Below are 25823 nucleotides of genomic sequence, written 5' to 3'. Positions count from 1 at the left end.
TCAGGACTGCTCATCGAGGTGTCGGGCCAGCGCTTCCGGGGTTCGCAGGGTGAACAGGTCGCGTACGGTGACGATCGGGCCGAACTCGCGGCGCAGCAGCCCGGCCAGCCGCAGCGCCAGCATCGAGTGCCCGCCCATGGCGAGGAAGTCGCTCACCGCGCTCACCTCGTCGTCGTCCAGGTCGAGCGTCTCGGCGAACAGCTCGCACACCACCGCCTCCGTCTCGGTCGCCGGCCCGCGCTCGCCCGCCGACGTCAGCGCGCCGAGCGGCTTGGCCTCCGGCAGCGCCTTGGTGTCGGCCTTGCCGTTCACGGTCAGCGGGATCGCGGCGACCTGAGCGTAGTGCGTGGGCCGCAGGTGGTCGGGCAGCGCGGCGCACACCTCGGCCGCGACGGCCGCGAGGTCGGCGCCGTCGAGCACGAGGTAGGCGGCCAGCCGGTACGCGCCGTCCACTCCCGGGTCGGGCTGCGCCACCGCGGCGGCGAACCGCACGGCGGGATGCGCCGCGAACGCCGCCTCCACCTCGCCCGGCTCCACCCGGTGGCCGCGGATCTTGACCTGCTGGTCGGTACGTCCCAGGTAGGCGAGGTTCCCGTCCGGCCGCCGCAGCACCAGGTCACCCGTGCGGTACATGCGCTCGCCCGGCTCGCCGAACGGGCAGGCGACGAACCGGTGCGCGGTCTGCCCGCTCTGCCCCAGGTAGCCGCGGGCGATACCGACACCGGAGACGTACAGCTCGCCCGGCACCCCGTCGGGGACCGGGCGCAGCCACGGATCCAGCACGTACACGTCGGTGTTGTCGATCGGCACGCCCACCACCGGGTCGGCGCACTCGAACGTGCCGGCGCCGAGCGTGTTGATCGTGTACTCGGTGGGCCCGTACAGGTTGTAGCCGCACGTGCCCTCCGTCTCCGCGAGCCGCCGCCACAGGCCGGGCGTCACCGCCTCGCCGCCCAGCAGCACGAGCGGCGGCCGCCGCGCCGGGTCGTCCAGCAGCCCTTCGGCCAGCAGCTGCTGGGCGTAGGTGGGGGTGACGTTGACGACGTCGATGCCGTGCTCCAGGCAGTACGCGACCAGCCGCGGCGCGTCCCTGCGCAGCTCCTCGTCACAGATGTGCACCTCGTGGCCGTCGGCCAGCCACAGCAGTTCCTCCCACGACATGTCGAACGCGAACGACACCGTGTGCGCGACCCTGAACACCCGGTGCCCGTGCTCGGCCAGCACCGGCTCGAAGATGCGGCGCTGGTGGTTGATGAGCATGTTCGTCAGCCCGGCGTACTCGGTCACCACGCCCTTCGGCCGGCCGGTCGAGCCCGAGGTGTAGATGACGTACGCGGGATGCCGCAGCCGGTCGGGGTCGTCCGGGGCGAACGTCACGTACGGCTCCGCCTCGGGCAGCGGCCGGTCCAGCTCGATCAGCTCGCCGATCAGCCTGGGCGCGACGGAGCTCACGGTGAGGATCACGTCGGGGCGTGCGTCCGCCACGATCGCGGCGATCCGCTCGTCCGGGTGGTCCAGCTCCAGCGGCACGTACGCGGCCCCCACCCGCAGCACAGCGAACAGCGCCACGATCGAGTCGAGCGAGCGCGGGATCGCCAGCCCGACCGTCCGCTCCGGGCCGATGCCCCGCTGGGCGAGCACCCCTGCCACCGCCGTGCTGCGCTCCCTGAGCTGCTCGAACGTCATGCTCGCGCCGCCCGCGACGAGCGCCGTCCTGTGCGGTGAGCGTTCGGCCGCCCGGTCGAACCTGTCCACCACCGTGTCGGTGCCGACGTCGCTGCGCGGCCCCGCCACCGGCACCGCCACCGGCACCGCGCCCGGCACCGCGCCCGGCCCCGGCAGCGCGCCGACCGGGCCGCTCGCCCGGGTCAGGTCGTCCAGCAGGCGCAGGTAGTCGTCCAGGAGGCGTTCGGCGCGGCCGGTGTCGCCGTCGCGGTACTCCAGCTTCACCGTCAGCCGTTCACCCGGCGTCACGACCCAGGTGAACGGGTAGTGCGTCGAGTCGTCGGCCAGCACCTCGACGATGCCGTGCCTGGCGTTGATCTCGGCGAGCGCGTCCAGGTCGAGGAAGTTCTGCAGCACGAAGAGGGTGTCGAACAGGGCGTCGTGGCCGGTGTCGCGCTGGATGTCGCCCAGCCCCAGGTGCTCGTGCTCCATCGCGGCGACCCTGGCCGCCTGCACGCCGGCCAGATAGTCGCCTACGGTGTCGGCCGGGCGGGGCCGCGTCCACATCGGGACGGTGTTGAGCAGCACGCCCACCATGTCGTCCAGCGCCCGGCCGCCCGGCCCTTCGCCGTCGCGGCCCGAGACGGTGACGCCGAAGACCGCGTCGGAGCGGCCGGTGTGCGCGCCGAGCAGCAGGCCGAACGCGCCGGTCAGCACCGTGTTCAGGGTGACGCCGTGCTTTTTCGCCGCCTCGCGCAGCCGCTCCGACTGCTCGGCCGGCAGCGTACGGACGAGCGCGCGCGGGAGCTCGTCCCGCAGCGCCGGAGACGGGCCCGCCAGCAGCGTCGGGCCGGACAGCCCGGCGAGCTGCCCGGCCCAGAAGCGCCGGGCCGGGGCGGGGTCCCTGGCGTCGAGCGCGCGGGCGTGCTCCTCGAAGCTCGGCGTCGCCGGCTCCGGGTCGAGCGGCTCCCCGGCCAGCGCCGCTTCGTAGGCGGTGAACAGGTCGCGCAGCACGATCTCGCGCGACCAGCCGTCCCACAGCAGCAGGTGGTAGCTCAGCAGCAGCACGTCCCCGCCGCCCGGCAGGCGGAGCACGGTCATCCTGATCAGCGGCGGCGCATCCAGGTCGAAGCCGGTCGCCCGGTCCTGTGTGCGCAGGGCCTCGACCTCGGCGTCCGACGCCACGTCCAGCGTGCGGACGGCGACCCGGCGGCCCGCCGCGAGCACCTGGACGGGGTCGCCGTCCGCGTCGGTCGTGAACCCCGCGCCCACGCCGGGATGCCGGGCGATCACGTACGCCATCGCGCCGGCCAGCGCCGCCGGGTCCAGGCGGCGGTCGAAGGTGAAGCAGCTCTGCGCCACGTAGTCACCGGCCGGGCCCGCCAGCTGCGCCTGGTAGAACAGGCCCTTCTGCAGCGGCGTCACCGGCGCGGTCCGCTCCGCCGTCCCGGCCTTGCGCGCGACCTCCGCCACGGCCTCCCGCCAGCGCTCGGGCAGCTCGTCAGGGACGTCGCCGGCCAGCGCGAACGTGGCCCGCAACCTCCCGGTCGCCGCGTCCAGCCAGGCGTCCACCTCGACCGCGTACGGGCCGCCGACGTCCCCTCCCGTGATCGTCACCGCCTGCGACTCGCTGCCCTGGCCGAGGTAGTTGAACAGCACCTGCGGGCTCGTGGTCAGCAGCGGCGCGGTCTGCGGGTTGAGGTGGCGGAGCTGCCCGTACGCGAGGTGCGCCCGCTCGTCCGGCTGCCGCTCGGACACCTCACGCGCCGCCTGTATCGGGTCGGTGTGCGGGCTGAGCCGGACGGGCGCGATGGAGGTGAACCAGCCGACCGTCCGCGTGTAGTCGTGGTGCGGCAGCACGGGGACCCGTCCATGCCGCTCCAGGTCGATGGCCAGGTCGCCCGGCACGTCCTGAACCCGGGTCAAGGCGGCCCGCAACGCCCCGCACAGCAACTCGGTCACGCCGACGCCGAACGCGGCAGGCGCCTCCCGCGTCACCACCGCACTGACCTCGGGAGCCACCTCCACCGTCACCTCCCGCCGTCGTGCCGGCGGGACAGGCAGCAGCGGGGGCGCGGCCAGAGCGGTGAGCCACCGGTCGAGCGTGCCGGTGTGATGGGTCGCCGTCGCGGCCAGGGCATCGGCATAGTCCGCGAAGGGCGTGGTCTCCGGCGCGAGCGCGGCACCCCGCATCGCGGTGGCCAGGTCATCGAGCAGCACCAGCCAGGAGACCGCGTCCACGGCGAGGTGATGCGCGGTGACGACCAGCGTCCTGCCCGCCTCCAGCCACGTGAACGCGATCATCTCCCCGGCCTCGGGATCGAGCCGGTCGGCCGCCTCGTTCGCCGCCGCGTCGGCCTCACCGGCCGCGTCGGCCTCACCGGCCTGGACGACCGTGACCGGCCTGGGCGGCTCGGTCCGCAGCGTCCACACGCCGTGCTCGGTGCTCAGGCGGAGCCGCAGGGCCGGGTGGGCGGCGACGACCGCGTTCGCGGCCCGCTCGGCATCGGCGAACCCGCTGCCCTCGGGCGCCACCAGCGTCCTGGCCTGGGCGAACCTGGCGAGCGAGGCGCCCAGCCCACGCTGCCGCAACATGATCGGGGTCGGCGCGAGCGGGCCGTCTGCGCGGGCGATCGGCGCGGGTGCCGCGGACGTCCCCACGTGCTCGGCGAGCGCGCGCGGCGTCTTGTGCAGGAACACCTCGCGCGGCGTGATCGGCAGCCCGAGCGCCCTGGCCCGGTTGACCAGCGCGATGGCCACGATGCTGTCGCCCCCGGCACGGAAGAAGTCGGTGTCCGCGTCCACCTCGACACCGGGCAGCGTCTCGGCGAACACCTGTACCAGCGCCTGCTCACCACCTCGCCCGGTGGTGGCAGAGGGTTGTGGGGTGCGGGCGGTCAGCAGGGCGCGGTCGAGCTTGCCGTTGACGGTGAGCGGCAGCGCGTCGACAGGGGCCACCTGACCAGGCACCATGTACGCCGGCAGCCGCGCCGACAGCAGCTCGGCCCAGCCGTCCGGCACCCGGCCCACCACGTGCGCCACCAGGTGGTCGCCCGACGGGGCCACGGTGACGGCCACGTCCACCACCCCGTCCAGGTCGCGGATCGCCGACTCCACCTCCCCGAGCTCGATCCTGAACCCCTTGAGCTGCACCTGATCGTCGGCCCGCCCGACGAACTCCAGCTCGCCGTCCAGCGTCCGCCGCGCCAGGTCGCCCGTGTGGTACATGCGCGACCCGTCACCGGCGAACGGATCCGCCACGAACCGGGACGCCGTCAGCCCCGGCCGCCCCAGATAGCCGAGCGACACCTGCGCACCGGCCACGTAGATGGCGCCGACCCGGCCGGGCGGCACCGGCCGCAGCCGGTCGTCCAGCAGGTACGTGACCAGCCCGGGGATCGCCCGCCCGATGGGGGAGACGGAGCCTGCCGCGAAGTCCTCGTCGGTCAGCACCCGGTGGGTGACGTGCACGGTGGTCTCGGTGATGCCGTACATGTTGACCAGCTCGGGCGAGCGCGTGCCGTACCGCTCGACCCAGCCGCGCAACCGCCCGAGGTCCAGCGCCTCGCCGCCGAAGACGACGACCCGCAGCGACCCCGCCGGCTCCGCCGCGTGCCGGTCGGCCTCGGCGAGCTGGTAGAACGCCGACGGCGTCTGGTTCAGGACGGTCACCCCGCGCTCGCGCACCACGCGGTGGAAGTCGGTGGGGGAGCGGGTCAGCGCGTACTCGGGGACGAGCAGCTCGCCGCCGTGCGCCAGCGCGCCCCACAGCTCCCACACCGCGAAGTCGAAGGACGCGGAGTGGAACTGCACCCACACGTCGTCCGGACCGAACCGCAGGTCCGGCCACGTCCCGGCGAGCAGCGACAGGACCGCGGAGTGCGGCACCATGACCCCCTTCGGGCGGCCGGTGGAGCCCGAGGTGTAGATCACGTACGCGGGGTCGTGCGGCCCGACGGCCGGCCTGGTGCCGTCCAGCGGCAGGTCGTCGTCCTGCACGAGCACCCGCGCCCGCCCGCCGGTCAGCCGCTCCATGCGGTCCCGCTGCTCCCGGTCCACCAGCACCACCTGGGGCGCGGAGTCGGCCAGCAGGTACGCCAGCCGCTCGTCCGGGTACGCCGGGTCCAGCGGCACGTACGCGCCGCCCGCCGAGACGACCGCGATGAGCGCGACCACCTGCTCCAGCGAGCGCGGCACCGCCACCGCGACCCGCTCACCCGGCCCCACCCCGGCCGCCCGCAACGCCGACGCCACCCGCTCCTTGGCCGCCCGCACCTCCCGGTACGTCATCGACCGCGCATCCCCGTCGATCCCGCACCGGGTGACGGCGACCGCATCCGGATACCGCGCCGCGGCCGCATCGAACAACCCGCCCAGCGTCCTTCGCGAGGCCCCGGGCCACCCGCCGTCCTGGAGGGGCCGCGCATCGGCGAGCGGCCCGCCGTCGTGGCGGCCGGCCGCTGGGGAGATGCGGCCGACCGGGGTGTCCGGGCGGACGAGGAGCGCGGTGAGCGTGCGGCCGAAGGTGCCGAGGATGGTCTTGGCACCGCGTTCCCGCAGCAGCGCGCGGTCGTAGATGAGCGTGAAGCGCGGCCCGCCGCCGGGCTCCCGCTCCACCACCAGGGTCAGCGGGTAGTGCGGCGCGCCCTCGTTCAGAACCTCGGTGATGACCACCTCGTCCCCGGGCCGCCGCAGGCCGGCCACGTCGGTGGCGACGTCGAACACCACCAGCGTGTCGAACAGCGGCCCGCCACCCGCCAGCCGCCCGATCGCGGACAGCGAGACGTGCTGGTGATCCCGTACGGCGCTCTGGTGCTCGTGCACGGAGGCGAGCAGCTCGCCGGCCGTGGTGATGCCGTCCCACCGGGCGCGTACGGGGATCGTGTTGATGAGCAGCCCCACCATGTCCTGGATGCCAGGGAAGTCGGCCTCCCGTCCTGACACCGTGGAGCCGAACACCACGTCCGTGCTCTGCAGGATCCCGCCCAGAGTGGCAGCCCACGCGCTGTGCACGGCCACGCTCAGCGGCACCCCCACGGCCCTGGCGGCGTCATCGACATCGAGAGCCTCGCTGACGTCCGCGAAGTGTTCCGACGCGGTGTGCCCCTCGGCGACCAGCGAAGGACCGGGCAGCCCGGCGAGCTGCTCCCGCCACGCCCGCTCGCTCTCGGCGTCGTCCCGCCCGGCCAGCTCCCGTACGTACGCGGCGAAGCCGTCCTGCGCGTACCCGCTGCCGGGCGCGTGGTACTCGGCCAGCAGCGCCCGCAGCATCACCGGCACCGACCAGCCGTCGGCCACGATGTGATGGACGGTCTGCACCAGGACGTGCCGATCGGGGCCCCGGCGGATGAGCGTGTACCGCATCAGCGGGCCCACGGCCAGGTCGAACCCGGCGCGGCGGTCCCGCTCGGCGAGGTCGCGCAGCTCCTCGTCCGTGATGCCGGGCCGGTCGAGCGTGCTGAACGGCGCGCGCACGCCGTCCTCCAGCACCGACACCACGCGGCCGTCGGCGAGCGCCACGAACCGCGCCGCCAGGTTGGGGTAGAGCGCCAGCAGCCGGGTGGCCGCCGTGGCGAGCCGGACGGCGTCCACCGGGCCGTCCAGGGTGAGCACCTGCTGCTCGACGTAGCTGCCCGCCGAGTCGTCGTCGAAGACGGAGTGGAAGTACAGGCCCTCCTGGAGCGGGGTCAGCGGGAGGACGTCGCGCAGGTTCGGGCCGTCCAGGGCGTCCACGTCGGCCTGGGTGAGGGCGAGCGGCAGGAAGTCGCTGGGGGAGTGGCCGCCGCCGTCGAGCGCGGCGAGGCCCTCCAGCGCCTGGCGGAAGTAGCCGGCGAGGGCCTCGATGTCCTCGCCGGTGAACACGCCGTCGGGCCAGGAGACGGTGGTGACCAGTTCGTACGCGCCCGTCGGCCCAGGCTCGGCGATGGCGTTGAACTCCAGGGCGCGCGGCAGCCGCATCCCCGGGTCGCGCCGCTCGCCCAGCTGCCCGGTCGCGACCGCGAGCTGCCAGTCCGACCGCGTGCCCGCCTCGTACCTGCCGAGGTAGTTGAAGAGCACCTGCGGCGCGGGCGCGTCGAACGCGACGCCGTGCAGGTGGCGCAGCACCCCGTAGGCGATGCCGTTGCCCGGCACCCCGGCCAGGTCCTCCTTCACCTTCTTCAACGCCGCCGCCAGGTACGCGGGGTCGGTGAAGTCGCCGCTCGCGCCCGGGTCCACGGTCACCGGGAACAACGTGGTGAACCACCCGACCGTCCGCGACAGCTCCGGCTCGAACCCGGCCGCTCCGGCGAGGAACCGCCCCTCGCGCCCGTGCCCCTCCAGCTCGACGTGCGCGAACGTCTGCTCCTGCCCCAGCTCCCGCCGCCGCCGCGCGAGTGCGACGGCCAGCGCGGTCAGCAGCACGTCGTTGACCTTCGCATGGAACCGCGCGGGCACCTCACCCAGCACCGCGGCGGTCACCTCAGGGCTTGCCGTGACGACGTGCGCCCGCTCCCGCGCCACGGTATCGGCCGCCTCCGGCTGCCGCCTGCCCAGAGGCAGATCCTCACCGGGCAGCGGCCGGGCGAAGTACGCCCGATCGCCGTCGAACGCCGCCGACTCCAGCACCTGCGTCCACCGCCGGAACGAGGTCCCGACCTGCGGAAGCACGATCGGCTCACCTGAGGACAGCTGCCGCCATGCGGTGGCGAGATCCTCCATGAGAATCCGCCACGACACCCCGTCGATCACCACGTGGTGAGCAGCGAGAACCAGCTGCCGCTCCGCCCGCCGCCAAACGGCGCGCAACATGACGCCTCGATCGGGATCGAGCGAGCCCACGGCCCGCTCCACACACTCCTCAAGCCCGCGGTCGTTCTCCTCCCACACCTTCTGGAGAGTCATGGAGCCGGGGACGTCGAAGCCCCAGGCGGGGCCGCGGGTCAGGTGGGCGCGCAACATGGGGTGATGGTCGAGGAGGGTGGTGAGCAGGGTGTCCAGAGCGTCCGGGGTCAGAGCCTCCGGGGTGTTGAGGACCACTGACTGGGCGAAGCCGTCGATCGCGTCGGTCGTCTCGCCGAGCCAGCGCACGATCGGGGAGCTCGTGACCGGGCCCGTGGCGACGTCGGCGGAGTCCACCGCGGTCGCCCCCTCGCGGGTGGCGACCGCTGCCAGGGCGCCCAGAGTGGGGCCGGCGAAGACCTGGGCGGCGGTGACGTGCAGGCCGCGTTCGCGCAGGGCGCTGATCAGCGAGATCGCCAGAATGCTGTCGCCGCCGAGCCGGAAGAAGTTGCGGTCCACGCCGACCTCGTCCAGGCCCAGCAGCCCGGCGACGGCCGCGCACACCGCGCGCTCCGCGTCGGTGGCGGGCGCCACGACGCGGGAGGCGCGCAGCTCGGGCTCGGGCAGGGCACGGCGGTCGAGTTTTCCGTTGGGGGTGAGCGGGAACGCGGTCATGACGACGACGTGCGCCGGCACCATGTACTCGACCAGGTGCTCGGCGGCCCACGCCGTGACGTCGTCGGGCCGCAGGTCCTCGTGCCCGGCCGCCGGGATGACGTACCCCACGAGGTACGTGCCGCCGGAGGCGTGCTTCCTGGCGACGACGCACGTGTGCCGCACCCCGGGATGCTCGGCCAGCGCGACCTCGACGTCCTCCAGCTCCAGCCGCATCCCGCGGATCTTGACCTGGTTGTCGGCCCGGCCGAGGAAGTCGAGCGACCCGTCGGGGGCGAACCTGGCGAGGTCGCCGGTCCGGTAGAGGCGGGAGCCGTCGGAGGCGAACGGGTCGGCCACGAACCGGGAGGCGGTCAGTCCCGGCGCGTTGACGTAGCCGCGCCCGAGCAGGAAGCCGCCGACGTACAGCTCGCCGCCCACCCCGACGGGGACCGGCCGCAGCTCGTCGTCCAGCACGTACAGGCAGGTGTTGGGGTTGGCCTTGCCGATCGAGGTGGACAGGCGCTCGGCCGCGCCCCGGTAGATGACGTGGGAGACGCCGATCGTCGCCTCGGCGGGGCCGTAGCCGTGGTAGAGGGGGATGCCGAGGCGGGTGCGGAAGCGTTCGTACAGCTCGGGGGTGAGCACCTCGCCGCCGCACCACACGTGCCGCAGGCTGTCGAGGCGGCCGGAGTCGCCGGCCATCTCCAGCAGCACGTCCAGCATCGACGACACCAGATACGTGAACGTCACGCGCTGCTCGGCGATCACGCTGAGCAGGTGGTGCGGGTCGCGCTCGCCGCCGGGCCGCAGCACCACCAGCCGCCCGCCGCACACCAGCGGCAGGAAGATCTCGTTGATGGAGATGTCGAACGACAGCGGCGCCTTGAACAGCGAGGCGTCGTCGGGCCCGAAGCCGAGGATCTCGCGCGACTGCCACAGGAGCCGCTCGCTGATCGCCTCGTGCCGGATCATCGCGCCCTTGGGCCGCCCGGTCGAGCCGGAGGTGAAGATCACGTACGCCAGCGCGGGCCCGGGCAGGTCGATCCCCGTCGGGGTGGTGGGGTAGCAGCCGTAGCCCCAGGCGTCGAGGTCGATGGCTACGGCGTCCGGCTCGGCGGGGTCGTGCTCGCCGGTGCTGTTGAGCTGCGCGACGAGCCCGGCGTCGGCGATGACCAGCGCCCGCCGTTCGGCCGGCCAGTGCGGGTCGAGCGGCACGAAAGCGCCGCCCGCCATGAGGACCGCCAGCAGGCCGATCACCATCTCGGCCGAGCGGTCCAGGGAGACGCCGACGGTCTGCTCGGCGGTGAGCCCGTGTTCGAGGAGGTGGTGGGCGAGCTGATGGGCCAGCTCGGCGGCCTCGCGGTAGGTGAGCGTGCGGCGCTCGTCCACGATGGCGACGGCGTCGGGACGGGTGCGTACCTGCTCGTGGAACAGCTCCACGAGGGTCGGCCTGTCCCGGTCCGCGTGGGTGTCGTTCCATCGGGCGAGTTGCGCGAGCCGGGCTTCGACGCTCGACGGGGCGATGGTGCCGATGGGCCGGTCGGGGAAGTCGGCCAGGTCGTCCAGCGCGAGCTGCGCGTCCGCGAGGTCGACGTGCCCGGGGACGGACAGACCAGAGCCGTCCACCCGCCAGCCGCCGGGTGCGCGACCGCCGCCCGCCGCCCATGCCACCACGTCGGCGAAGAGCGTGGCCGGCGACAGGTCGAGCCCGTCGGGGCTCAGCCCGTCCGTCCAGAAGGCCAACCCGATCGCGCACGCTTCGAGCAGGACCCCGTCGGAATGGTCCCCGGCGCGGCGGCGCAGGCCGGCCAGCCGTTCGGGAGAGAGGGATACCGCACGAGTGCTTGGTCCCAGCATGAAGACCTCAGCCGCCCCTTCAGACACTAGTAAGGTAAGCCTAACCTAACAATGATCGGCTAACCAGCCTCGCGCCAGGCCCGCCAGAGCCGCGCGTACCGGCCACCCGCCGCCACCAGCTCCTCGTGGGTGCCCTCCTCGACCACCTGGCCCGCGTCCAGCACCGCGATGCGGTCGGCCGTCATCGCCTGCGTCAGCCGGTGCGCCACGAACAGCGCCGTACGCCCCCGGCACGCCGCCAGCACCGCCCGCTCCAGCTCGGCCGCCCCCTGGCTGCCCGCCTCCGCGGTCGACTCGTCCAGCACCACCACCGGCGCCCGCCCCAGCACCAGCCGGGCCAGCGCGAGCTGCGCGGCTTTGGTGCCGTCGAGCCGCTCGCCGCCCTCGCCGACCAGGGTGTCCAGCCCGTCGGGCAGCGCCGTCACCCACGGCTCGGCCCCCACCGTGCGCAGCGCGTCCATCAGCTCGGCGTCGCTCGCCCCGGGCGCGGCCAGCCGCAGGTCCTCGGCGAGCGTGCCGGAGAACACGTGCGTCTCCTGCGTCAGGATGCTGACCAGTGCCCGCGCGTCGGCCTCGTCCAGGCCGGAGATCGGCGTGTCGCCGACGCGCACCGAGCCGGCCTGTGGCGTGCCGATTCCGGCGATCAGCGCCGCCAGCGTCGTCTTGCCCGCGCCCGTGGCCCCGACCAGCGCCAGCGAGCCGCCGGCCGGGATCGTCAGGTTCACGTCTTTCAGGACGGGCCGCTCGGAGCCGGGATAGGTGAACGTCAGCCCCTCCACCGTCACCGGGTACGAGCCGGACCCGGCGGGCACGCTGCCCGCGAGCCGTTCCTGCGTGGCCTCGCCCAGCACCCCGACCAGGCGGGTCAGGCTCGCGCCCGACTTCTGCGCCTCGTCGAAGGTGAACATGATGGAGCCGAGCGGGTTGAACAACCGGTGGAACAGCAGCGGCGCCACCGACGCCTCGCCCAGGGTGACCGAGCCGGTCTCCAGCAGCACGAACCCGACGACGATGATGAGGACGAGCCCGACGAACTCGGCGCGGTTCTCCCTGCCGACGAACCGGCCGAAGAAGCGGAACACCTCGATGCCGAGGTCGCGCACCCGCCACGACTCGCGGGCCACCCGCTCCCGGAAGAGGGGTTCGAGGCGGTAGGCCCGCACGGTCTCGATCCCGTTCAGGCCGCTGATGAAAGCCTGTGCCCGGTCGGCCTGGGCCTCGCGCTGGCGCCGGTAGAGCGGCGCGGAGCGGGGCAGGTACCAGCGCAGCGCCAGCGCGTACGCGGGCAGCGCCCCCGCCCCCGCCAGCCCCAGCCGCCAGTCGAGCCCGAACATGCCGATCGTGGCGATGACGACCAGCACGGCGGCCGAGAACAGCGTGGGGACGGCCGTGCGGATGCCCTTGGACACCACGGCCACGTCGTCGCCCACCCGCGACAGCACGTCGCCGTGCCCGACCTGCTCGATCCTGGCGCTGGGCAGGCCGAGCACCGCGCGTACGGCGCCCTCGCGCAGCCGCGCCAGCAGGTCGGCGCCGAGCCGCCCGATCAGGTACGTCGAGGCCGCCGCGGCCACCGTGCCGAGCAGCAGCGCGACCGCCAGCAGCACCCCGACCGTGACCAGCAGCTCCCGCGCCTCGCCGCTCCCGGCGCCGGCGACCACGCCGTCCACCACTTTGCCGAGCAGGAACACCGGCAGGACCTGCAGCGCCGCCCCCGCCACGGTGGTCACGACGGTGGCGGCGGTCAGCCACGGCGTGCCGCGGCAGTGCGCCACGACCCACCGGGCGGCCTCGCGCGCGCTCGCCGTGCGCAGGATGGCGGGGGCGGATGCGGGGGCGGATGCGGGGGCGGATGCGGTGCCGGTGCTCACACCAGGACCGCCGCAGGCGGGGAAAGGGGTGCCGCCGTCACGACTGGACCGACTTGACGAGCTCGTCGATCGCGTACGGCAGCGACAGCAGCGTGCCCTGCGACATGGCCGCGCCGATCGCCGGGCCCTCGCTGTCCAGGAGCCACGACACGTTGCCCTCCTTGACCGCGGGCAGGTTGGCGAACAGCTTGAACTTCTTCAGCGCGTCCTGGTCGGCCTGGTCGGCGATGACGAAGATGTGGTCGACGTCGACCAGGTCGATGCGCTCGGGGGACAGCACGGTGTAGAAGCTGCCACCGGCGATCTCGTCGATCTCCGGCTGCCCCTTGAAGCCGATGCCCGTCACCATCCGGCCGCGCACGTCGGTGGTGGTGAAGGGCGCGACCGAGTTCTTGTACCAGGACAGCGCGACCGCCGTCTTCTCGGCCCACTCGGGGTGCGCCTCACGCGCCGCCTTCAGTTTGGCGTCGATGTCGGCGACCATCGTGGCGCCCTCCTCGGCCTTGCCGAGCGCCTTGGCGATGTGCAGCGCGTTGTCCTGCCAGGGCGCGCTGAACGGCTCCTTCTCGGTCTTGGTACGCCCGACGGTGGGGGCGATCTTCGACAGGCGGTCGTAGGCGGCCTGGTCGATCTCCGAGTAGACGGCGATGATCAGGTCGGGCCGCAGCGCGGCGATCTTCTCGTAGTTGGGGCCCGAGTCGCCGTTGGTCATGATGACCTCGGGCCGCGTGTCGCCCCACTTGTCCTTCACCCAGGGCCACTGGGTGTTGATGTCGGGCGTCTTGCCGGGCGGGTTCGGATATTGGTCCACCATGCCGACCGGCTTGATGCCGAACGCCAGGATGGCCTGGTCGTCGGTGTAGCCGACGGAGACGACCCGCTCGGGGGCCTTGGTGATCTCCGTGGTGCCGAAGGCGTGCTCCACGGTGACGGGGAACGCGCCGCCCGTGCCGGCGGCCCGAGTGGCGGAGGTGGTCGCGCCCGGCTGCTCCGTGGCTCCGGAACCGCACCCCGCGAGGAGGGCCGTGGCGGACAACACGGCGGACAACACCACCGTTGACCGCCGCAGGGTCTTCGCAACTGTCGTTCGTGGGGAGAGCATCCGCAAGTCCCTTGCTGTCGTGCTTTGGCTGCACCACCGACGTGGGCAGGCAAACCGTAACACGAAGATGTTAGGTAAGGCTAACCTAACTCTTCAGTGCCCTCTGGCTCTCCTGAGATTGGCCCGCACCAGGACGTACACGAGGAACGGGCCGCCGATCGCGGCCGTCACCACGCCGACGGGCAGCACCACCGGCAGCGCCGTGCGCGCCACCAGGTCCGCGCCGATCAGCAGTACCGCCCCCATCAGCCCGGAAGCCACCAGCGGCGGCGTCGCGTACCGCGTCAGCCGCATCGCCACCTGCGGCGCCACCAGCGCCACGAACGCCACGGGACCGGCCGCGCTCACCGCCACCCCGGCCAGCAGCACCGCGCAGAGCAGCAGCACGCCCCGCACCACCGAGAACCGCACGCCGAGCCCGGCCGCCACCTCGTCACCGAAGTGCAGCGGTTTGAGATGGAAGGCCACGTACGCCACCACGGCCAGCAGTACGAGCAGGCACCACGCCGCCGGCAGCACCTCCTTCCAGGTGCGCGAGTCCAGCGAGCCGACCAGCCACGCCTGCGCCCGTGCCACGTCGCGGATGTCCGCCGTGGCCAGCAGCCACACCGTGATCGCCTCCGCCACGGCGCTCACCGAGATGCCGATGAGGATCAGCCGCATGCCGTCGATGCCGCGCCGCCAGGCCAGGAAGTACACCAGCAGGCCGGTGCAGAGGCCGCCGCCCAGCGCCGCCGCGGGCAGGCCCACCGTGCCGACGATCGCCGAGGCGGCGCCGCCCGTCACCGTCACCAGGAACACCGCGACCATGCTCGCGCCGCCGGTGATGCCGAGCACGTCGGGGCTGGCCAGCGGGTTGCGCGCGATCGACTGCGTGATCGCCCCCGACACCCCGAGCGCGACCCCGACCACCAGCCCGGCCAGCGCGCGCGGCATCCGCAGGTCCATCACCACGAACTCGTCCACCCGCTCGCCCTGCCCGAACAGCGTCGCCACCACCTGCGGCAGGGCGATGGGGAAGTCGCCGAGCGCGATCGACAGGCAGAACACCAGGAACGCCGCCGCCGCGAGCAGCAACGTCGCGCACACCATCCACGGCCGCCACACGAACGACGCGCGGCCGACCCGCACGCCGCGCACCACCGTCGCGATCACGTCTTCCTGAACTTTCCGCGCCACACGAGCGCCGCGAAGAAGGGGGCGCCGGCCAGGGCGACGACGACGCCCGCGGGCAGCTCACCCGGCCGCGTCACCACGCGCCCCAGGATGTCGCAGGCCAGCAGGATCACCGCGCCGAGCAGCCCGGCGAACGGCACCAGCCACCGGTAGTCGGGCCCCGTCACGTAGCGGGCGACGTGGGCCACCATGAGGCCGAGGAACGCGATCGGCCCGCACGCCGCCGTCGCCGCCCCCGCCAGCACGGTGATGGCGACGATGCCGACGGTCCTGTTGCGGGCGATGTTCACGCCCATCGCGCGGGCCACGTCGTCGCCCAGGTTGAGCAGGTTGATGGCGGGCAGCGTGATCGCCGCCAGCACCAGCCCCGCCCCGATGAACACGACCACCGGCCAGATCACGTCGAACCCGACCCCGGCGACGCCACCCGCGTTCCAGAACCGCAGCGCGTTCAGGGAGGTCTGGTCGGTCAGCGCGATCGCCGTGGTCATCGCCGCCAGGAACACCGCGATGCCCTGCCCGGCCAGCGCCAGCGTCAGCGGGTTGCCCGCGCCCTGGCCGATGCTGGCCAGCCCGAACACCACCACCCCTGCCGCCGCCGCGCCCAGGAAGGCGAACCACATGTACTGGTACGGGTTGGCCAGGCCGAACAGGATGATCACGGTGACCACGGCGAACGAGGCGCCCGCGTTCACCCCTAACAGGCCCGTGTCGGCGATCGGGTTGCGGGTGTAGCCCTGGATCAGCGCGCCGCCGACGCCGAGCGCGATGCCGGCCGCGATGGCCAGCACGGTCCTCGGCACGCGGACGGTCTGCACGATGAGCGTGATCTCGGTGAGCCGCTGATCGCCGCCCGCCGCCGCGAACAGGCCGTGCCACACCTCGCCGGGGCTCAGCGCGCGCGCCCCGACGGCCAGTGACGCGCCCGCCACGACCACCAGGACCACCGCGAGCGCGCCCGCGCCGACGACGCGCCGCCGGCGGGCACGTTTCACCACACTCGTGCTCATGGGTCCTTATCGTTCGACTTAGGTAAAGCTATCCTTAGCTGACGGTCAAAGGGAAGGGTACGGGAGCGCATGGGGGAGACGTTCGCGAGGTACGGGCTCACCGGCGAACCCGGCACCGAGGAGTTCTGGCGGGCCGCGCGCTCACCCGCCGTCGCATCGGACGGCGAGGGCTGGACGACGCTCTTCGTGTGGCGCGGCGGGCCGGCGCGCGTCGTCTTCGAGAGCTGGTCGCAGCCGGTGCCGCTGGCCCGCTTCGGCGGGACCGACTGCTGGTACGCCGAGGTCGCCATGCCCGCCCGGCTGCGGGTGACGTACCAGGTGGAGACAGGCGACGGCGCGTTCGCCGACCCCCTCAACCCCGTCGGGGCCGGTGGCGAGCGGTCCATAGCGGCCACGCCCGACGTGCCCGAGCAGCCGTACTGGCCCTCCGCCGGCTCCGACGACGTGCTGCCGCTCCCCGGCACCCGCCTGCGGTGGGCCAGCGCGGTGCTGGGCGGGCGGCGTACCGTGCGGGTGCATCCCGCGGGCGGCGGCGGGCCCGTCGTGCTGCTGCTCGACGGCGACGACTGGCTGCACCTGCACCCGGCCATGACCGCGTTCGACGCCGCCGTGGCCGCGGGCGCGCTGCCGCCCGTCACGCTCGTCTTCCTGCCCGCCCGCGACCGCTCCCACGAGTACGCCTGCCGCCCCGAGCTGTGGCGGGCCGTCAGCGACGAGCTGCTGCCCCTGGTCACCGGCAGCGGCGTGCCCGCCGACCCCGGCACGCTGGTGGTCGCCGGGCAGAGCCTCGGCGGGCTCACCGCCCTGTACGCCGCCCTGGAGTTCCCCGGCCTGATGACCGGCGTGGCCTGCCAGTCGGGCTCGTTCTGGTGGGAGCCGGGGGCCGAGTCGCGCGCCGACCCGCTCGGCGGCCCGGCGGGCGGCGCCGTCGCCGCCCGCCTGGAGCGGGACCGCCCTGACCTGTCCGGCCTGCGGGTCGCCTTCGACGTGGGGGAGCACGAGCATCGCATGCTGCCCCACTGTGAACGCGTCGAGAGCCTGGTCGAGCGGGCGGGCGCCACCGTGCGCGTGTCGCGCTCACCGTCGGACCACGACCGGGCGGGCTGGCGGCACGCCCTGCTCAGAGACGTCGCCTGGGTGCTCGGCTCCTAGGGGTGCCTGGTCAGGTAGCCGCCCATGGCGCGGAACACCTCGGTGGCGGGCAGGTCGGCGCCGTCCTCCGTACGGACCCGCTCGATCACCAGTCCGTGATCACGCCCCCTACGGGCCTCGGCGCCCGCCACGATGACCACGCCGTCGCCCTCGCGGATGAAGACCCGGCCGGGCGTGCCGCCGTAGATGCCCTGCGACACCGACGCCTTGGTGACGCGGATCCGCTCGCCCTTGTAGTAGGTGAAGGCGTTCGGGTACGGGTCGGACTGGGCGCGTATCAGCCGCTCGATGTCCTCGGCGGGCCAGGTCCAGTCGATGTTGCCGTCCTCGACCGAGCGCTTGTGGAAGAAGCTGGCCTTCGAGCGGTCCTGAGGGGCGAAGACGGCCGTGCCGGAGTCGATGAGGTCGAGCGCCTCGGTGACGATCGGCCCGATCAGGTCCACCGTGCGGTGGAACAGGTCGGTGGCGGTGTCCTGCGGCCCGACGGGCACGGCCCGTTGCACGACGATGTCGCCGGCGTCCAGCTCCTCGTTCATCATGTGGGCGGTCACCCCCACCTCCCTCTCGCCGTTGATCAGCGCCCAGATCAGCGGGGAGAAGCCGGCGTACGCGGGCAGCAGCGAGTCGTGCACGTTGAGCGTGCCGTGGCGGGGGAGCGCGAAGATCTCCGGCGGGATCCACGTCCGCCAGTTGTTGGCGACGATGAGGTCGGGCTCGGCCTCCTTGAGCCGGGCCATCAGCTCGTCGTCGTCGGGCCTGTTGCGCAGCAGCACCGGTACGCCGTGGGCCTCGGCCAGCTCGGCCACCGAGTCGTTCCAGATCCTCTCGTACGCGTGCTCGCTCCTGGGGTGCGTCACCACCAGCACGACCTCGTGCGTGGAGTCCAGAAGAGCCTGGAGCGTGCGATGCCCCCAGGTCTGGTAGCCGAACATCACGACCCGCATGGTGTCTCCTTGTCGAGAGGAACCGCTTCGGTTAGGGTGACCTTAATTAGGCAAGGCTAACCTAATTTGGGCCTCGTCTCCACCCCCGGTTCGGTCGTCTAGAAAGGCCTCCATGTCAGCGGAGCAGCACGTCCACGACCTCATTGGCATCGGCTTCGGGCCCTCCAACCTGGCCCTGGCCATCGCGCTCAAAGAGCGTCACGGTGACGGAGTCGACGCGGTCTTCCTGGAGAAACAGCCCGCCTTCGGCTGGCATCGCGGCATGCTCATCGAAGGCACGACCATGCAGGTCTCGTTCTTGAAGGACCTGGTCACCATGCGTAACCCGGCCAGCGAGTTCAGCTTCCTGTGCTATTTGCGGGAGAAAGGCCGGCTGCTCGACTTCATCAACCACAAGACGATGTTCCCGTCCCGGCTGGAATTCCACGACTACCTCGAATGGGCAGCAGCGCGTTTCGCCGACCAGGTCGAGTACGCCGCGGAAGTCGTCGCCGTCACCCCCGTGGAGGCGGACGGCGCCATCGAGTTCCTCGACGTGGTGGCCCGGCAGGGCGACGGCACGCTCGTCACCCGCCGCGCCCGCACCCTCGTGCTCGCCGCCGGCCTCGAGCCCGTCCTGCCCGACGGCATCGTGAGCGACGAGCGCGTCTGGCACAGCGAAGAGCTGCTCGCCAAGCTGCCCACGCTGCGCGACCCGCGCAGGTTCGTCGTGGTCGGGGCCGGGCAGAGCGCCGCCGAGGTGGCGGGCCACCTGCACGGAGCCTTCCCCGCCGCCGAGGTCTGCGCCGTCTTCGCCAAGTACGGCTACACGCCCGCCGACGACAGCTCGTTCGCCAACCGCATCTTCGACTCCGAGGCCGTCGACCACTTCTACACCGCCCCGGATGAGGTGAAGGAGCGCCTGCGCGCGTACCACGCCTCCACCAACTACTCCGTCGTGGACCTGGAGCTCATCGACGAGCTCTACCGCCGCCACTACCAGGAGAAGGTGCAGGGCAAGGAGCGGCTGCGCATCTTCAACGCCTCCCGCCTGGCCGGCGTCGAGAACGACTCCGGCGGCCTGCGCGTCACGGTCGAGTTCCTGCCCACCGGCGAGCGGACCCCGCTGGAGGCCGACGTCCTCGTCTACGCCACCGGCTACCGCCCCACCGACCCGCTCACCCTCCTCGGCGAGACGGGCGGCCTGTGCGAACGCCTCCCCGGCGGCGGCGTCCGCCTCGGCCGCGACTACCGCATCGCCACCTCACCCGAGCTGCGCTGCGGCATCTACGTCCAGGGCGCCAGCGAACACACCCACGGCCTCACCTCGACCCTGCTCTCGAACACCGCCGTCCGCGTAGGCGAGATCGCCGCCTCCCTGACCGACCACCTCCGCACCCCCGCCTACCCTCGCGTGCGATCGCTGGTGTAGCGCGCAAGGGGCCGGCCTGCTCGCACCCGGACCGGCCCGCCGACATGGAGTCCTACGCCGACGCGCTCGCCGCCGAGGTCGCCGATCTGGACGACTACGTGCTGGTCGGCGACTCCTTCGGGGCGAACATCGCCCTGGGGCCGGCCGTCCGGCGGCCGGCCGGGCTGCGGGCGCTGGTGATGTCGGGCGGGTTCGCCGCCGACAGCCGCCGCCTGTTCCTCGACCACACCCCGGCCAAGACCTTCGGCTCCCGGCTCACGGCAGCGCTCGCCGCCGACTACACCGACCGGCTCGGCCAGGTGGACGTGCCCACGCTCATCATCACCCCGTCCCGCGACCGGCTGATCGGCGAACGGGCGGCGGAGATCATGCGTACGGGCATCCCCGGCGCCCGCGAGGTCGTGCTCGACCGCACCGGCCACATGTTCCGCTTCAGCCACCCCGCGACGTACGCGGCGGCGGTGGAGACGTTCCTGGTGAACGAGGTGGCGCATGCGGCCCGCTGAGGAGCTGCGCTACCTCATCCTGGCCGCCCAGCGCGAGGGCAACAGGCTGCTCGCCCAGGCGCTGCGCCCGCTCGGCGTCACCCCGTCCCAGGCGGAGGTCGTCCGCGTCCTGCAGCAGCACGGGCCGCTCACCCTCAACGGCCTCGGCGACCTGCTGGTGTGCGAGAGCGGCGTGGCGCCGGAGAGCCGAGGGTCATGGGCCGCACCGGCCGGCGAGCGCGTCGCCGGCCGGGCCCCCGTGGATGTCCAGGACCTCCCGCAGGCCCGTGATCTCCAGCAGCCGGACCAGCACGCCGTGGACGCCCGTCAGGCGGAGCGAGCCGCCGCCGTCGCGCAGGGCGTTGTGCAGGCTCTCGCAGGCGCGCAGGCCGTTGCTGTCCATGAACGTGAGCATGGTCAGGTCGAGCACCACGCGCTCGCCGGGCGCCGCCTGCTCGCGGACGTACTCCTCAAGCACGGCGGCGCTCGTCATGTCCACCTCGCCCAGCACGGTGATCACCAGGCCGGCGTCGTGCCGCCGGGAGTCGAGGGTCAGGGGCGACGCGGCGGACTCGAGGCCGTCGCCAGGCCGGTAGGCGATGTGAACGTGCATGGCGTCCTCCCGGTCATAGTCCATCTGACGTCCTTCTCAGGGTCCGAAGCATAATGCCCGAATTGCAATGCCGGAAGCATTTTTCGTGTGATCTTCCTGACCTGGCGCACCTGACGTGCTCTTCTCTGGTACAACTTGAGATTTCGTGAGCACGTCCAGCAATCGGTCCGGCTCCTGGACCTTCCTGACCAACCACGCCCGCGTGCTGGTGGAGATCGCCCGCAACCCGCGCGCCCGCGTCCGCGACATCGCCGCGGGCATCGGCATCACCGAGCGCGCCGTCCAGGGCATCGTCTCCGACCTCCAGCAGGCCGGCTACGTCACCATCGACCGCGTGGGGCGGCGCAACGAGTACAGCCTCAACCCCGAAGCCCGCTTCCGCTACCCGACCGAGGCCGGCCTGCCCGTCCGCCTCCTCATCGACATGTTCACCCAGCACGACCTGACGAACCCGGAGCCGGAGAAGGTCACCGAGTGACCCCGGGCTGAGGCGTCAAGGGGGCGGCCTCGATGGCCGGCCGCGTCACCGGGGCTGGCAGGCGCAGGGCGGCCAGTACGGCTTCTTCGACGGTGTCGTGCACGTGCAGAACCGTGTGCGCGCGGGTGATCCTCATCATCGCCGCCAGCCGGGGATGCGGCGCCGCCAGGCGCAGGGTGCCGCCGTGCTGGCGGGCGAAGGCATGGGTGTTGAGCAGGACCCGCAGCCCGGCGCTGCCCAGGAAGTGAGCGTCGCTGAGGTCGATGACCAGGTGCTCATGGGGTGCGCGGCGGGCGGCGCGCAGATGACGGTCGAGCAGGACGGCCGTTACGGCGTCGATCTCGCCCGCCACGGAGATCACGCTCACCCCCGGAAGCCGCTGCGTGGCGAACGTCAGTTCCGGCACGGGCATCCTCCCCCACCACGAGAAGTTCGCAGCCCTACGGTAACGGCGCGGGGGACGGGCGTACAGAGGTCGGAGGACGCGTAAAGGAGACGACATTCCCGGGACAGCCGGAATGGCCGCCGAATCGGGGCGCGAATGGCTTGCGGGGGCAAAAAGGGGAGACCCGGAAGCGTTCTTTTACCGTCGCCGTGATTCCCCATGGATTCGCCTGTGACGGTTGTGGGGAACGGATGCCACTCGCGGCTTGGTCACGGGTTCTCTTACGAACCGCCAAGGTTTCTTGATCATCTTTGTCGGGGTGGCGAGCGGCGTCCCGGCACACGCGGACTTACTTTCTTTCTTGCTTCCTATCGGGACGCGATCGAAAGGAAAACACATGCTCCGTCGTACTGTGTCAGGCGCTTTCGCTCTGACGGTCGCCGGTCTCATCACGGCAGCGGCGTCTCCCGCGCTCGCCGAATCCCAGAGCCCGGCGGACTTCTACGACTCCGCCGCGGCCATCATCAACTCCGACGGCAGCCTCAACAACGGGACGAACGTCGTGCGGTCGTGGCGGGCGGGCACTGGCAGGTACTGCGTCCAGCTCGATCACTCGGTGTCCGCGCCCCACACGCTCATCCAGCTCACTCCGCGCGAACCGCGGAGGCTGCCGAACATCGCCTACCGTAACCCGTCCACGACGTGCTACCGGCACAACACCATCACCGTCACCGTGTACGACACCAACACGGGGCAGCTCGCCAACGGGGGATTCGACCTGCTGGCCATCTGACCGGAGCGCGCGCCGCCGCGGAGCCCCACAACGGGCCCACGGCGGCGCTCGCGCGTCCGGGCGGCATCACGGCAGCGCCCCAGCACGCCCCTGCAGCGGCCCAGCAGCGCCCCACCAGCGTCAGGGCTGATTCCGTGACCTGCTCGCGATCCCCGCGCGCGACACTGTCTGTCGACGTCCGGCACCCCCGCGCCTCACCCGCCGTTCGCCTCGCCCTGCGAAGGTGACGCCGTGCGGTGCGTCGGCGCCGCAGTCGCGACGGCAGAGAAGGTGATCGCGTGTCCCTGCCCGGCCCGGCCCCCTCCCCGGGACGGACTCCCGCCTGGCGCTACGCCATCGGAATGTTCGGCACCTCCATCCCGATCAACATGATCAAGGGATCGATGATCCTGTTCTACGTCGACATCCTCGGGCTCGACGTACGCGCCTACGGCGTGGTCATGGCGATCTACGCGGTCATCGACGCCATCGACAACCCGGTCCTCGGCCACCTGTCCGACCGCACCCGCACCCGCTTCGGCCGCCGCCGCCCCTGGCTGCTCGTGGGCGCGCCGATGCTGGCGGCCTGCATGATCGCGTTCTTCTCGGCGCCGGAGTCGCTGGAGGGCATGGGCCTGCTGCTGTGGTTCGCGGTGTTCGCCATCCTGTGCGAGGCTTTCGACTCGATGCTCAACGCGAACTACGGCGCGCTGCTGCCCGAGCTCTACCCGCGCGAGCGCGAGCGGGCCGTGGCCAACAGCCTGCGCCAGGGCTTCCAGCTCGTCGCGCTGGTGATCTCGCTGGCGGTCACGCCGGTGCTGACGACGCAGGTGTTCGGCACCGAGACCTCCACGCAGGGCTTCCGCACCACGGCGATCATCTACGGCGTCATCGCGGTCGCGGTGATCGTGTTCATGGCGCTCAGCGCCCGCGAGAACCCCCGCTACGCCACCCGCGAACGCCCCATGCTGCTGCGCAGCGTCGGGTCGATCCTGCGCAACCGGCTGTTCTGGACGGTCGGGCTCACCGGCGCCTGCTACGGCATCGCGATGGCGCTCGTGCTGTCGGGCATCCAGCTGTACGTGCGCTACTCGCTCGGGCTGCCCGTCGGCCACGCGCTCTACCTGCAAGGGATCGTCATCCTCGTCTCGGCGGGCGGCCTGGTCGCCTGGACGCGGGTCGTCGCCCTGCGCGGCGCGCTGTGGACCTGGCGGCTCGCCTTCGCCGTGCTCGCTGTCAGCTTCGCCGGTCTCTTCCTCGCCACCGACCTCGTCACCGCGATCGCCGCCGGCGTGCTGGTCGGCGCCGGCTGGTCGGGCATGCTGGCCACCAACGACCTCATCGTCGCGCGCGTCCTCGACGCCGACGCGGCACGCAACGGCGAGCACCGCGAAGGGCTCTTCCTGTCGGCGTTCGGCTTCTTCTCCCGGCTCAACGGCGTCGTCACCGGGCTCGCGCTCACCTCGCTCGGCGTGTTCTTCGGCTACAACTCGGGCGACGACCCGGGCGGCGACCCCGGGCTGGCGTTCCGCATCTACCTGTGCGTCTATCCGTTCGTGCTGACCGCCATCGGCGCGGTCGCGGCCCGCTTCATCTCCGTACCGATCGAGACGCCGGCCGAGCAGCAGCCGCCCGGCACCGACGGCGCGCCGGCCGTGGAGCAGCCGCGATGAGCCGCCGGCTGGTCATCACCGCCGACGACCTCGGCCGCGAGCCCGGCACGACCGAGGTCATCGCCGGCCTGCTCGCCGAGGGCCACGTCAGCGCCACCACCCTCATCTGCGTCTCGCCCGAGGCCGGGCGGGCCGCGCGGCGGGTGCGCGAGCTGGGCGTGCTGCCGCGCCTGCACGTCACGCTGACCAGCGAACGCGGGGTGCCGCGCTGGCGGCCGCTCAACGGCGCCGCGAGCATCGCCGACGCCGACGGGACGCTCAGCGACGACCCCTTCGCCTTCGCCGCCCGCGGGCAGGCCGACGACGTGCTCCGCGAGGCCGACGCCCAGCTGCGCTGGATGCGCGCGCACGACCTCGCGCCCGTGGCGGCCGACTCCCACGCCGGCACGCTCTACGGCCTGCACGGCAGGTCGTTCCTCGCCGAGTCGCTGCACTGGTGCGCCCGCCACGGCCTGGCCTTCCGGCTGCCCCGCGACCCCGCGCCGTACATCGGCGGGCCCCTGCCGCCGCCGCTCGCCGCCGCCCACGAGAGCGCGATCGCGCTGGCCGACGCACTCGGCGTCGCGCTGCCGGAGACGATCGCCACCAACCGCGGCACGGCCGCCGACCTCGGCTCGTACGAACGGCTCCGCGACGACTACCTGCGCCGGCTCGCCGCCCTGCCGGAGGGCACCAGCGAGCTGTTCCTGCACCCCTCCCGCGAGGACGCCGTCACCGGCCCCGACGGCATCGTGCGCACGTGGGAGGCGCGGCTGCTGCGCGACCCGGTGTGGCACGCGGCGCTCGACCGCGAGGACGTCGAGGTCGTCCCCGGCTGGTGGAGCTGAGCCGGCGTCAGGAGAACCAGTTCGCGCCCAGTTCCTGGATCGTCCTGCTGCCCTTGGGCACGAACAGCGCCTCGCTCAGCACCTGGTTGACGCTCTGCGGCTTGTTCAGCATGGCGAACAGGAACAGCGAGCCGCCGTCGGCGGTACGGAAGCCGTAGACCGAGCTGCGGCCATGGAAAGCGACGTACAGGCCCTTGTAGACCTCGGGGAACGCCTTGCGGCTGAAGCTGTCCTTGGCCAGCCGGTAGCCGGAGGCGCCCTCCTTCTTCTCGTGGTTCCAGAAGTTTTGGTACTCCAGCGCCACCGCGCGGGCCATGTCGTCACCGATGTCGGTGATGTAGCCGTCCGCGTCCAGCTTCGGCTTCGGCACGCGCTGCCCCCAGTGCACCGGGGTCACGACGGCCAGCCTGAAGGGCTCGCCGCCGGTGCGCAGGAAGGCCAGCAGGTGGGCGCGCACATGCCCCTTGACGTCCTTGTACGTCGCCCGCGCCATGAACCACTCGTCGTTGTCCGGCTGGTTCTCCGGCCGCGGCAGGTAGATCACCGGCGTGCCCTGGACGTTGATCGGCCGGTGCTCCGGCTGCTGCCCGAAGTCCTCGTGGTTGCGTTCGAGCACGCCTTCGTGCAGGGCCCCCTCCACGAACAGCGCGTCCAGCGTGCTGTTCTTCCGCCACCACTTCGCCTTCTTGATGGTCTTGTTGTACGTGCCCAGCCACTGCCGCATCTCCTGCCTGGCCTGCGCGGCGGTCAGCGCCGGCCTGCTGGGGGAGGGGGTAGGGGTCGCGCTGGCGCTGGGGCTGGGCGGTGGGGTGGCCGGAGAGGAGGTGGCCTTCGCCACGGCGGACGGCCGGGCCAGCCCGGGGACCGGCGGCGGCAGCGTCCCGCAACCGGCCAGGCCGGCGACCACGGCCAGGCCCAGCACCGTCCGGCGTACCGACATGCGCCCCCCAATCCGAAATTACGGACATGCCGGAGAGAACATATCG

At 72.6% G+C, this 25823-nt stretch carries 16 protein-coding genes; 7 read left to right on the top strand and 9 right to left on the bottom strand.

Going from position 1 to position 25823, the window contains the following annotated elements:
• The 5 genes from AB0K28_RS42130 to AB0K28_RS42110 form a co-directional block, all read right to left on the bottom strand.
• Nucleotides 1-10938, bottom strand: a complete 10938-nt coding sequence (locus AB0K28_RS42130) for an amino acid adenylation domain-containing protein (protein ID WP_364381557.1) — start codon at nt 10936-10938, stop codon at nt 1-3.
• Between the two features lie 59 nt (nt 10939-10997).
• Entirely contained in the window at nt 10998-12809 is a 1812-nt protein-coding gene (locus AB0K28_RS42125) for an ABC transporter ATP-binding protein (protein WP_364381554.1), read from the bottom strand.
• Nucleotides 12810-12846: 37 nt separating this feature from the next.
• Nucleotides 12847-13848, bottom strand: a complete 1002-nt coding sequence (locus AB0K28_RS42120; protein WP_364381551.1) for an iron-siderophore ABC transporter substrate-binding protein — start codon at nt 13846-13848, stop codon at nt 12847-12849.
• 156 nt (nt 13849-14004) lie between these two features.
• Nucleotides 14005-15066, bottom strand: a complete 1062-nt coding sequence (locus AB0K28_RS42115; protein WP_364381548.1) for an iron chelate uptake ABC transporter family permease subunit — start codon at nt 15064-15066, stop codon at nt 14005-14007.
• Nucleotides 15063-16097, bottom strand: a complete 1035-nt coding sequence (locus tag AB0K28_RS42110; protein WP_364381545.1) for an iron ABC transporter permease — start codon at nt 16095-16097, stop codon at nt 15063-15065. Before AB0K28_RS42110 ends, AB0K28_RS42115 begins: the two co-directional genes overlap by 4 nt.
• A gap of 69 nt (nt 16098-16166) precedes the next feature.
• On the opposite strand from AB0K28_RS42110, the gene AB0K28_RS42105 reads away from it, so the two are divergent.
• Nucleotides 16167-17249, top strand: coding sequence for an alpha/beta hydrolase-fold protein (locus tag AB0K28_RS42105; RefSeq protein WP_364381542.1), 1083 nt, complete (start codon nt 16167-16169; stop codon nt 17247-17249).
• Here the strand turns inward: AB0K28_RS42105 and AB0K28_RS42100 are convergent.
• A complete protein-coding gene (locus tag AB0K28_RS42100; RefSeq protein WP_364381539.1) occupies nt 17246-18193 on the bottom strand; it encodes a methionyl-tRNA formyltransferase in 948 nt (315 codons plus the stop codon). The genes AB0K28_RS42105 and AB0K28_RS42100 overlap by 4 nt on opposite strands.
• A 112-nt stretch (nt 18194-18305) precedes the next feature.
• Here AB0K28_RS42100 and AB0K28_RS42095 point away from each other — a divergent pair, with 112 nt between their 5' ends.
• Both AB0K28_RS42095 and AB0K28_RS42090 read left to right on the top strand, forming a co-directional pair.
• Nucleotides 18306-19604, top strand: coding sequence for a lysine N(6)-hydroxylase/L-ornithine N(5)-oxygenase family protein (locus AB0K28_RS42095; protein WP_364381536.1), 1299 nt, complete (start codon nt 18306-18308; stop codon nt 19602-19604).
• Between the two features lie 44 nt (nt 19605-19648).
• Nucleotides 19649-20110 (top strand): alpha/beta hydrolase, encoded by a 462-nt coding sequence (locus tag AB0K28_RS42090; RefSeq protein WP_364381533.1) that lies wholly within the window; start codon nt 19649-19651, stop codon nt 20108-20110.
• A gap of 193 nt (nt 20111-20303) precedes the next feature.
• Here AB0K28_RS42090 and AB0K28_RS42085 read toward each other — a convergent pair whose 3' ends face one another.
• Nucleotides 20304-20726: an STAS domain-containing protein gene (locus AB0K28_RS42085; protein WP_364381530.1), complete on the bottom strand. Its 423-nt coding sequence runs from the start codon at nt 20724-20726 to the stop codon at nt 20304-20306.
• A gap of 121 nt (nt 20727-20847) precedes the next feature.
• Between AB0K28_RS42085 and AB0K28_RS42080 the strand changes: the two genes are divergently transcribed.
• The gene (locus AB0K28_RS42080) at nt 20848-21180 is read left to right on the top strand and encodes a helix-turn-helix domain-containing protein (protein ID WP_345404740.1); all 333 of its coding nucleotides are present in this window, start codon (nt 20848-20850) and stop codon (nt 21178-21180) included.
• Here the strand turns inward: AB0K28_RS42080 and AB0K28_RS42075 are convergent.
• Nucleotides 21170-21586 (bottom strand): STAS domain-containing protein, encoded by a 417-nt coding sequence (locus AB0K28_RS42075; protein WP_345404743.1) that lies wholly within the window; start codon nt 21584-21586, stop codon nt 21170-21172. The genes AB0K28_RS42080 and AB0K28_RS42075 overlap by 11 nt on opposite strands.
• Nucleotides 21587-21962: 376 nt before the next feature.
• Between AB0K28_RS42075 and AB0K28_RS42070 the strand changes: the two genes are divergently transcribed.
• The 3 genes from AB0K28_RS42070 (at nt 21963) to AB0K28_RS42060 (ending at nt 24837) form a co-directional block, all read left to right on the top strand.
• The gene (locus AB0K28_RS42070) at nt 21963-22358 is read left to right on the top strand and encodes a hypothetical protein (RefSeq protein ID WP_364381526.1); all 396 of its coding nucleotides are present in this window, start codon (nt 21963-21965) and stop codon (nt 22356-22358) included.
• A 278-nt stretch (nt 22359-22636) separates the two neighbouring features.
• Nucleotides 22637-24010, top strand: a complete 1374-nt coding sequence (locus AB0K28_RS42065; RefSeq protein WP_364381523.1) for an MFS transporter — start codon at nt 22637-22639, stop codon at nt 24008-24010.
• Nucleotides 24007-24837, top strand: a complete 831-nt coding sequence (locus AB0K28_RS42060; RefSeq protein WP_364381520.1) for a ChbG/HpnK family deacetylase — start codon at nt 24007-24009, stop codon at nt 24835-24837. The genes AB0K28_RS42065 and AB0K28_RS42060 overlap by 4 nt, the downstream gene beginning before the upstream one ends.
• 7 nt (nt 24838-24844) lie before the next feature.
• Here the strand turns inward: AB0K28_RS42060 and AB0K28_RS42055 are convergent, their stop codons facing one another.
• Nucleotides 24845-25777 carry a hypothetical protein gene (locus AB0K28_RS42055; RefSeq protein ID WP_364381517.1) on the bottom strand — a complete coding sequence of 311 codons (933 nt, stop codon included), beginning with the start codon at nt 25775-25777 and terminating at the stop codon, nt 24845-24847.
• Nucleotides 25778-25823: the final 46 nt, after the last annotated feature.

The organism is Nonomuraea sp. NPDC049504 (assembly GCF_040676845.1).
Taxonomy (GTDB): domain Bacteria; phylum Actinomycetota; class Actinomycetes; order Streptosporangiales; family Streptosporangiaceae; genus Nonomuraea; species Nonomuraea salmonea.
The sequence above is the reverse complement of the archived record's forward strand: the minus strand, read 5'-3'. Positions and strand labels throughout refer to the sequence as shown.

What these genes read in the sequence shown, in the direction of transcription:
- AB0K28_RS42130 (WP_364381557.1), bottom strand. Translation starts at nt 10,938, where the DNA reads ATGCTGGGACCAAGCACTCGTGCGGTATCCCTCTCTCCCGAACGGCTG.
- AB0K28_RS42110 (WP_364381545.1), bottom strand. Translation starts at nt 16,097, where the DNA reads ATGAGCACGAGTGTGGTGAAACGTGCCCGCCGGCGGCGCGTCGTCGGC.
- AB0K28_RS42105 (WP_364381542.1), top strand. Translation starts at nt 16,167, where the DNA reads ATGGGGGAGACGTTCGCGAGGTACGGGCTCACCGGCGAACCCGGCACC.
- AB0K28_RS42100 (WP_364381539.1), bottom strand. Translation starts at nt 18,193, where the DNA reads ATGCGGGTCGTGATGTTCGGCTACCAGACCTGGGGGCATCGCACGCTC.
- AB0K28_RS42095 (WP_364381536.1), top strand. Translation starts at nt 18,306, where the DNA reads ATGTCAGCGGAGCAGCACGTCCACGACCTCATTGGCATCGGCTTCGGG.
- AB0K28_RS42090 (WP_364381533.1), top strand. Translation starts at nt 19,649, where the DNA reads ATGGAGTCCTACGCCGACGCGCTCGCCGCCGAGGTCGCCGATCTGGAC.
- AB0K28_RS42085 (WP_364381530.1), bottom strand. Translation starts at nt 20,726, where the DNA reads ATGGACTATGACCGGGAGGACGCCATGCACGTTCACATCGCCTACCGG.
- AB0K28_RS42070 (WP_364381526.1), top strand. Translation starts at nt 21,963, where the DNA reads ATGCTCCGTCGTACTGTGTCAGGCGCTTTCGCTCTGACGGTCGCCGGT.
- AB0K28_RS42060 (WP_364381520.1), top strand. Translation starts at nt 24,007, where the DNA reads ATGAGCCGCCGGCTGGTCATCACCGCCGACGACCTCGGCCGCGAGCCC.
- AB0K28_RS42055 (WP_364381517.1), bottom strand. Translation starts at nt 25,777, where the DNA reads ATGTCGGTACGCCGGACGGTGCTGGGCCTGGCCGTGGTCGCCGGCCTG.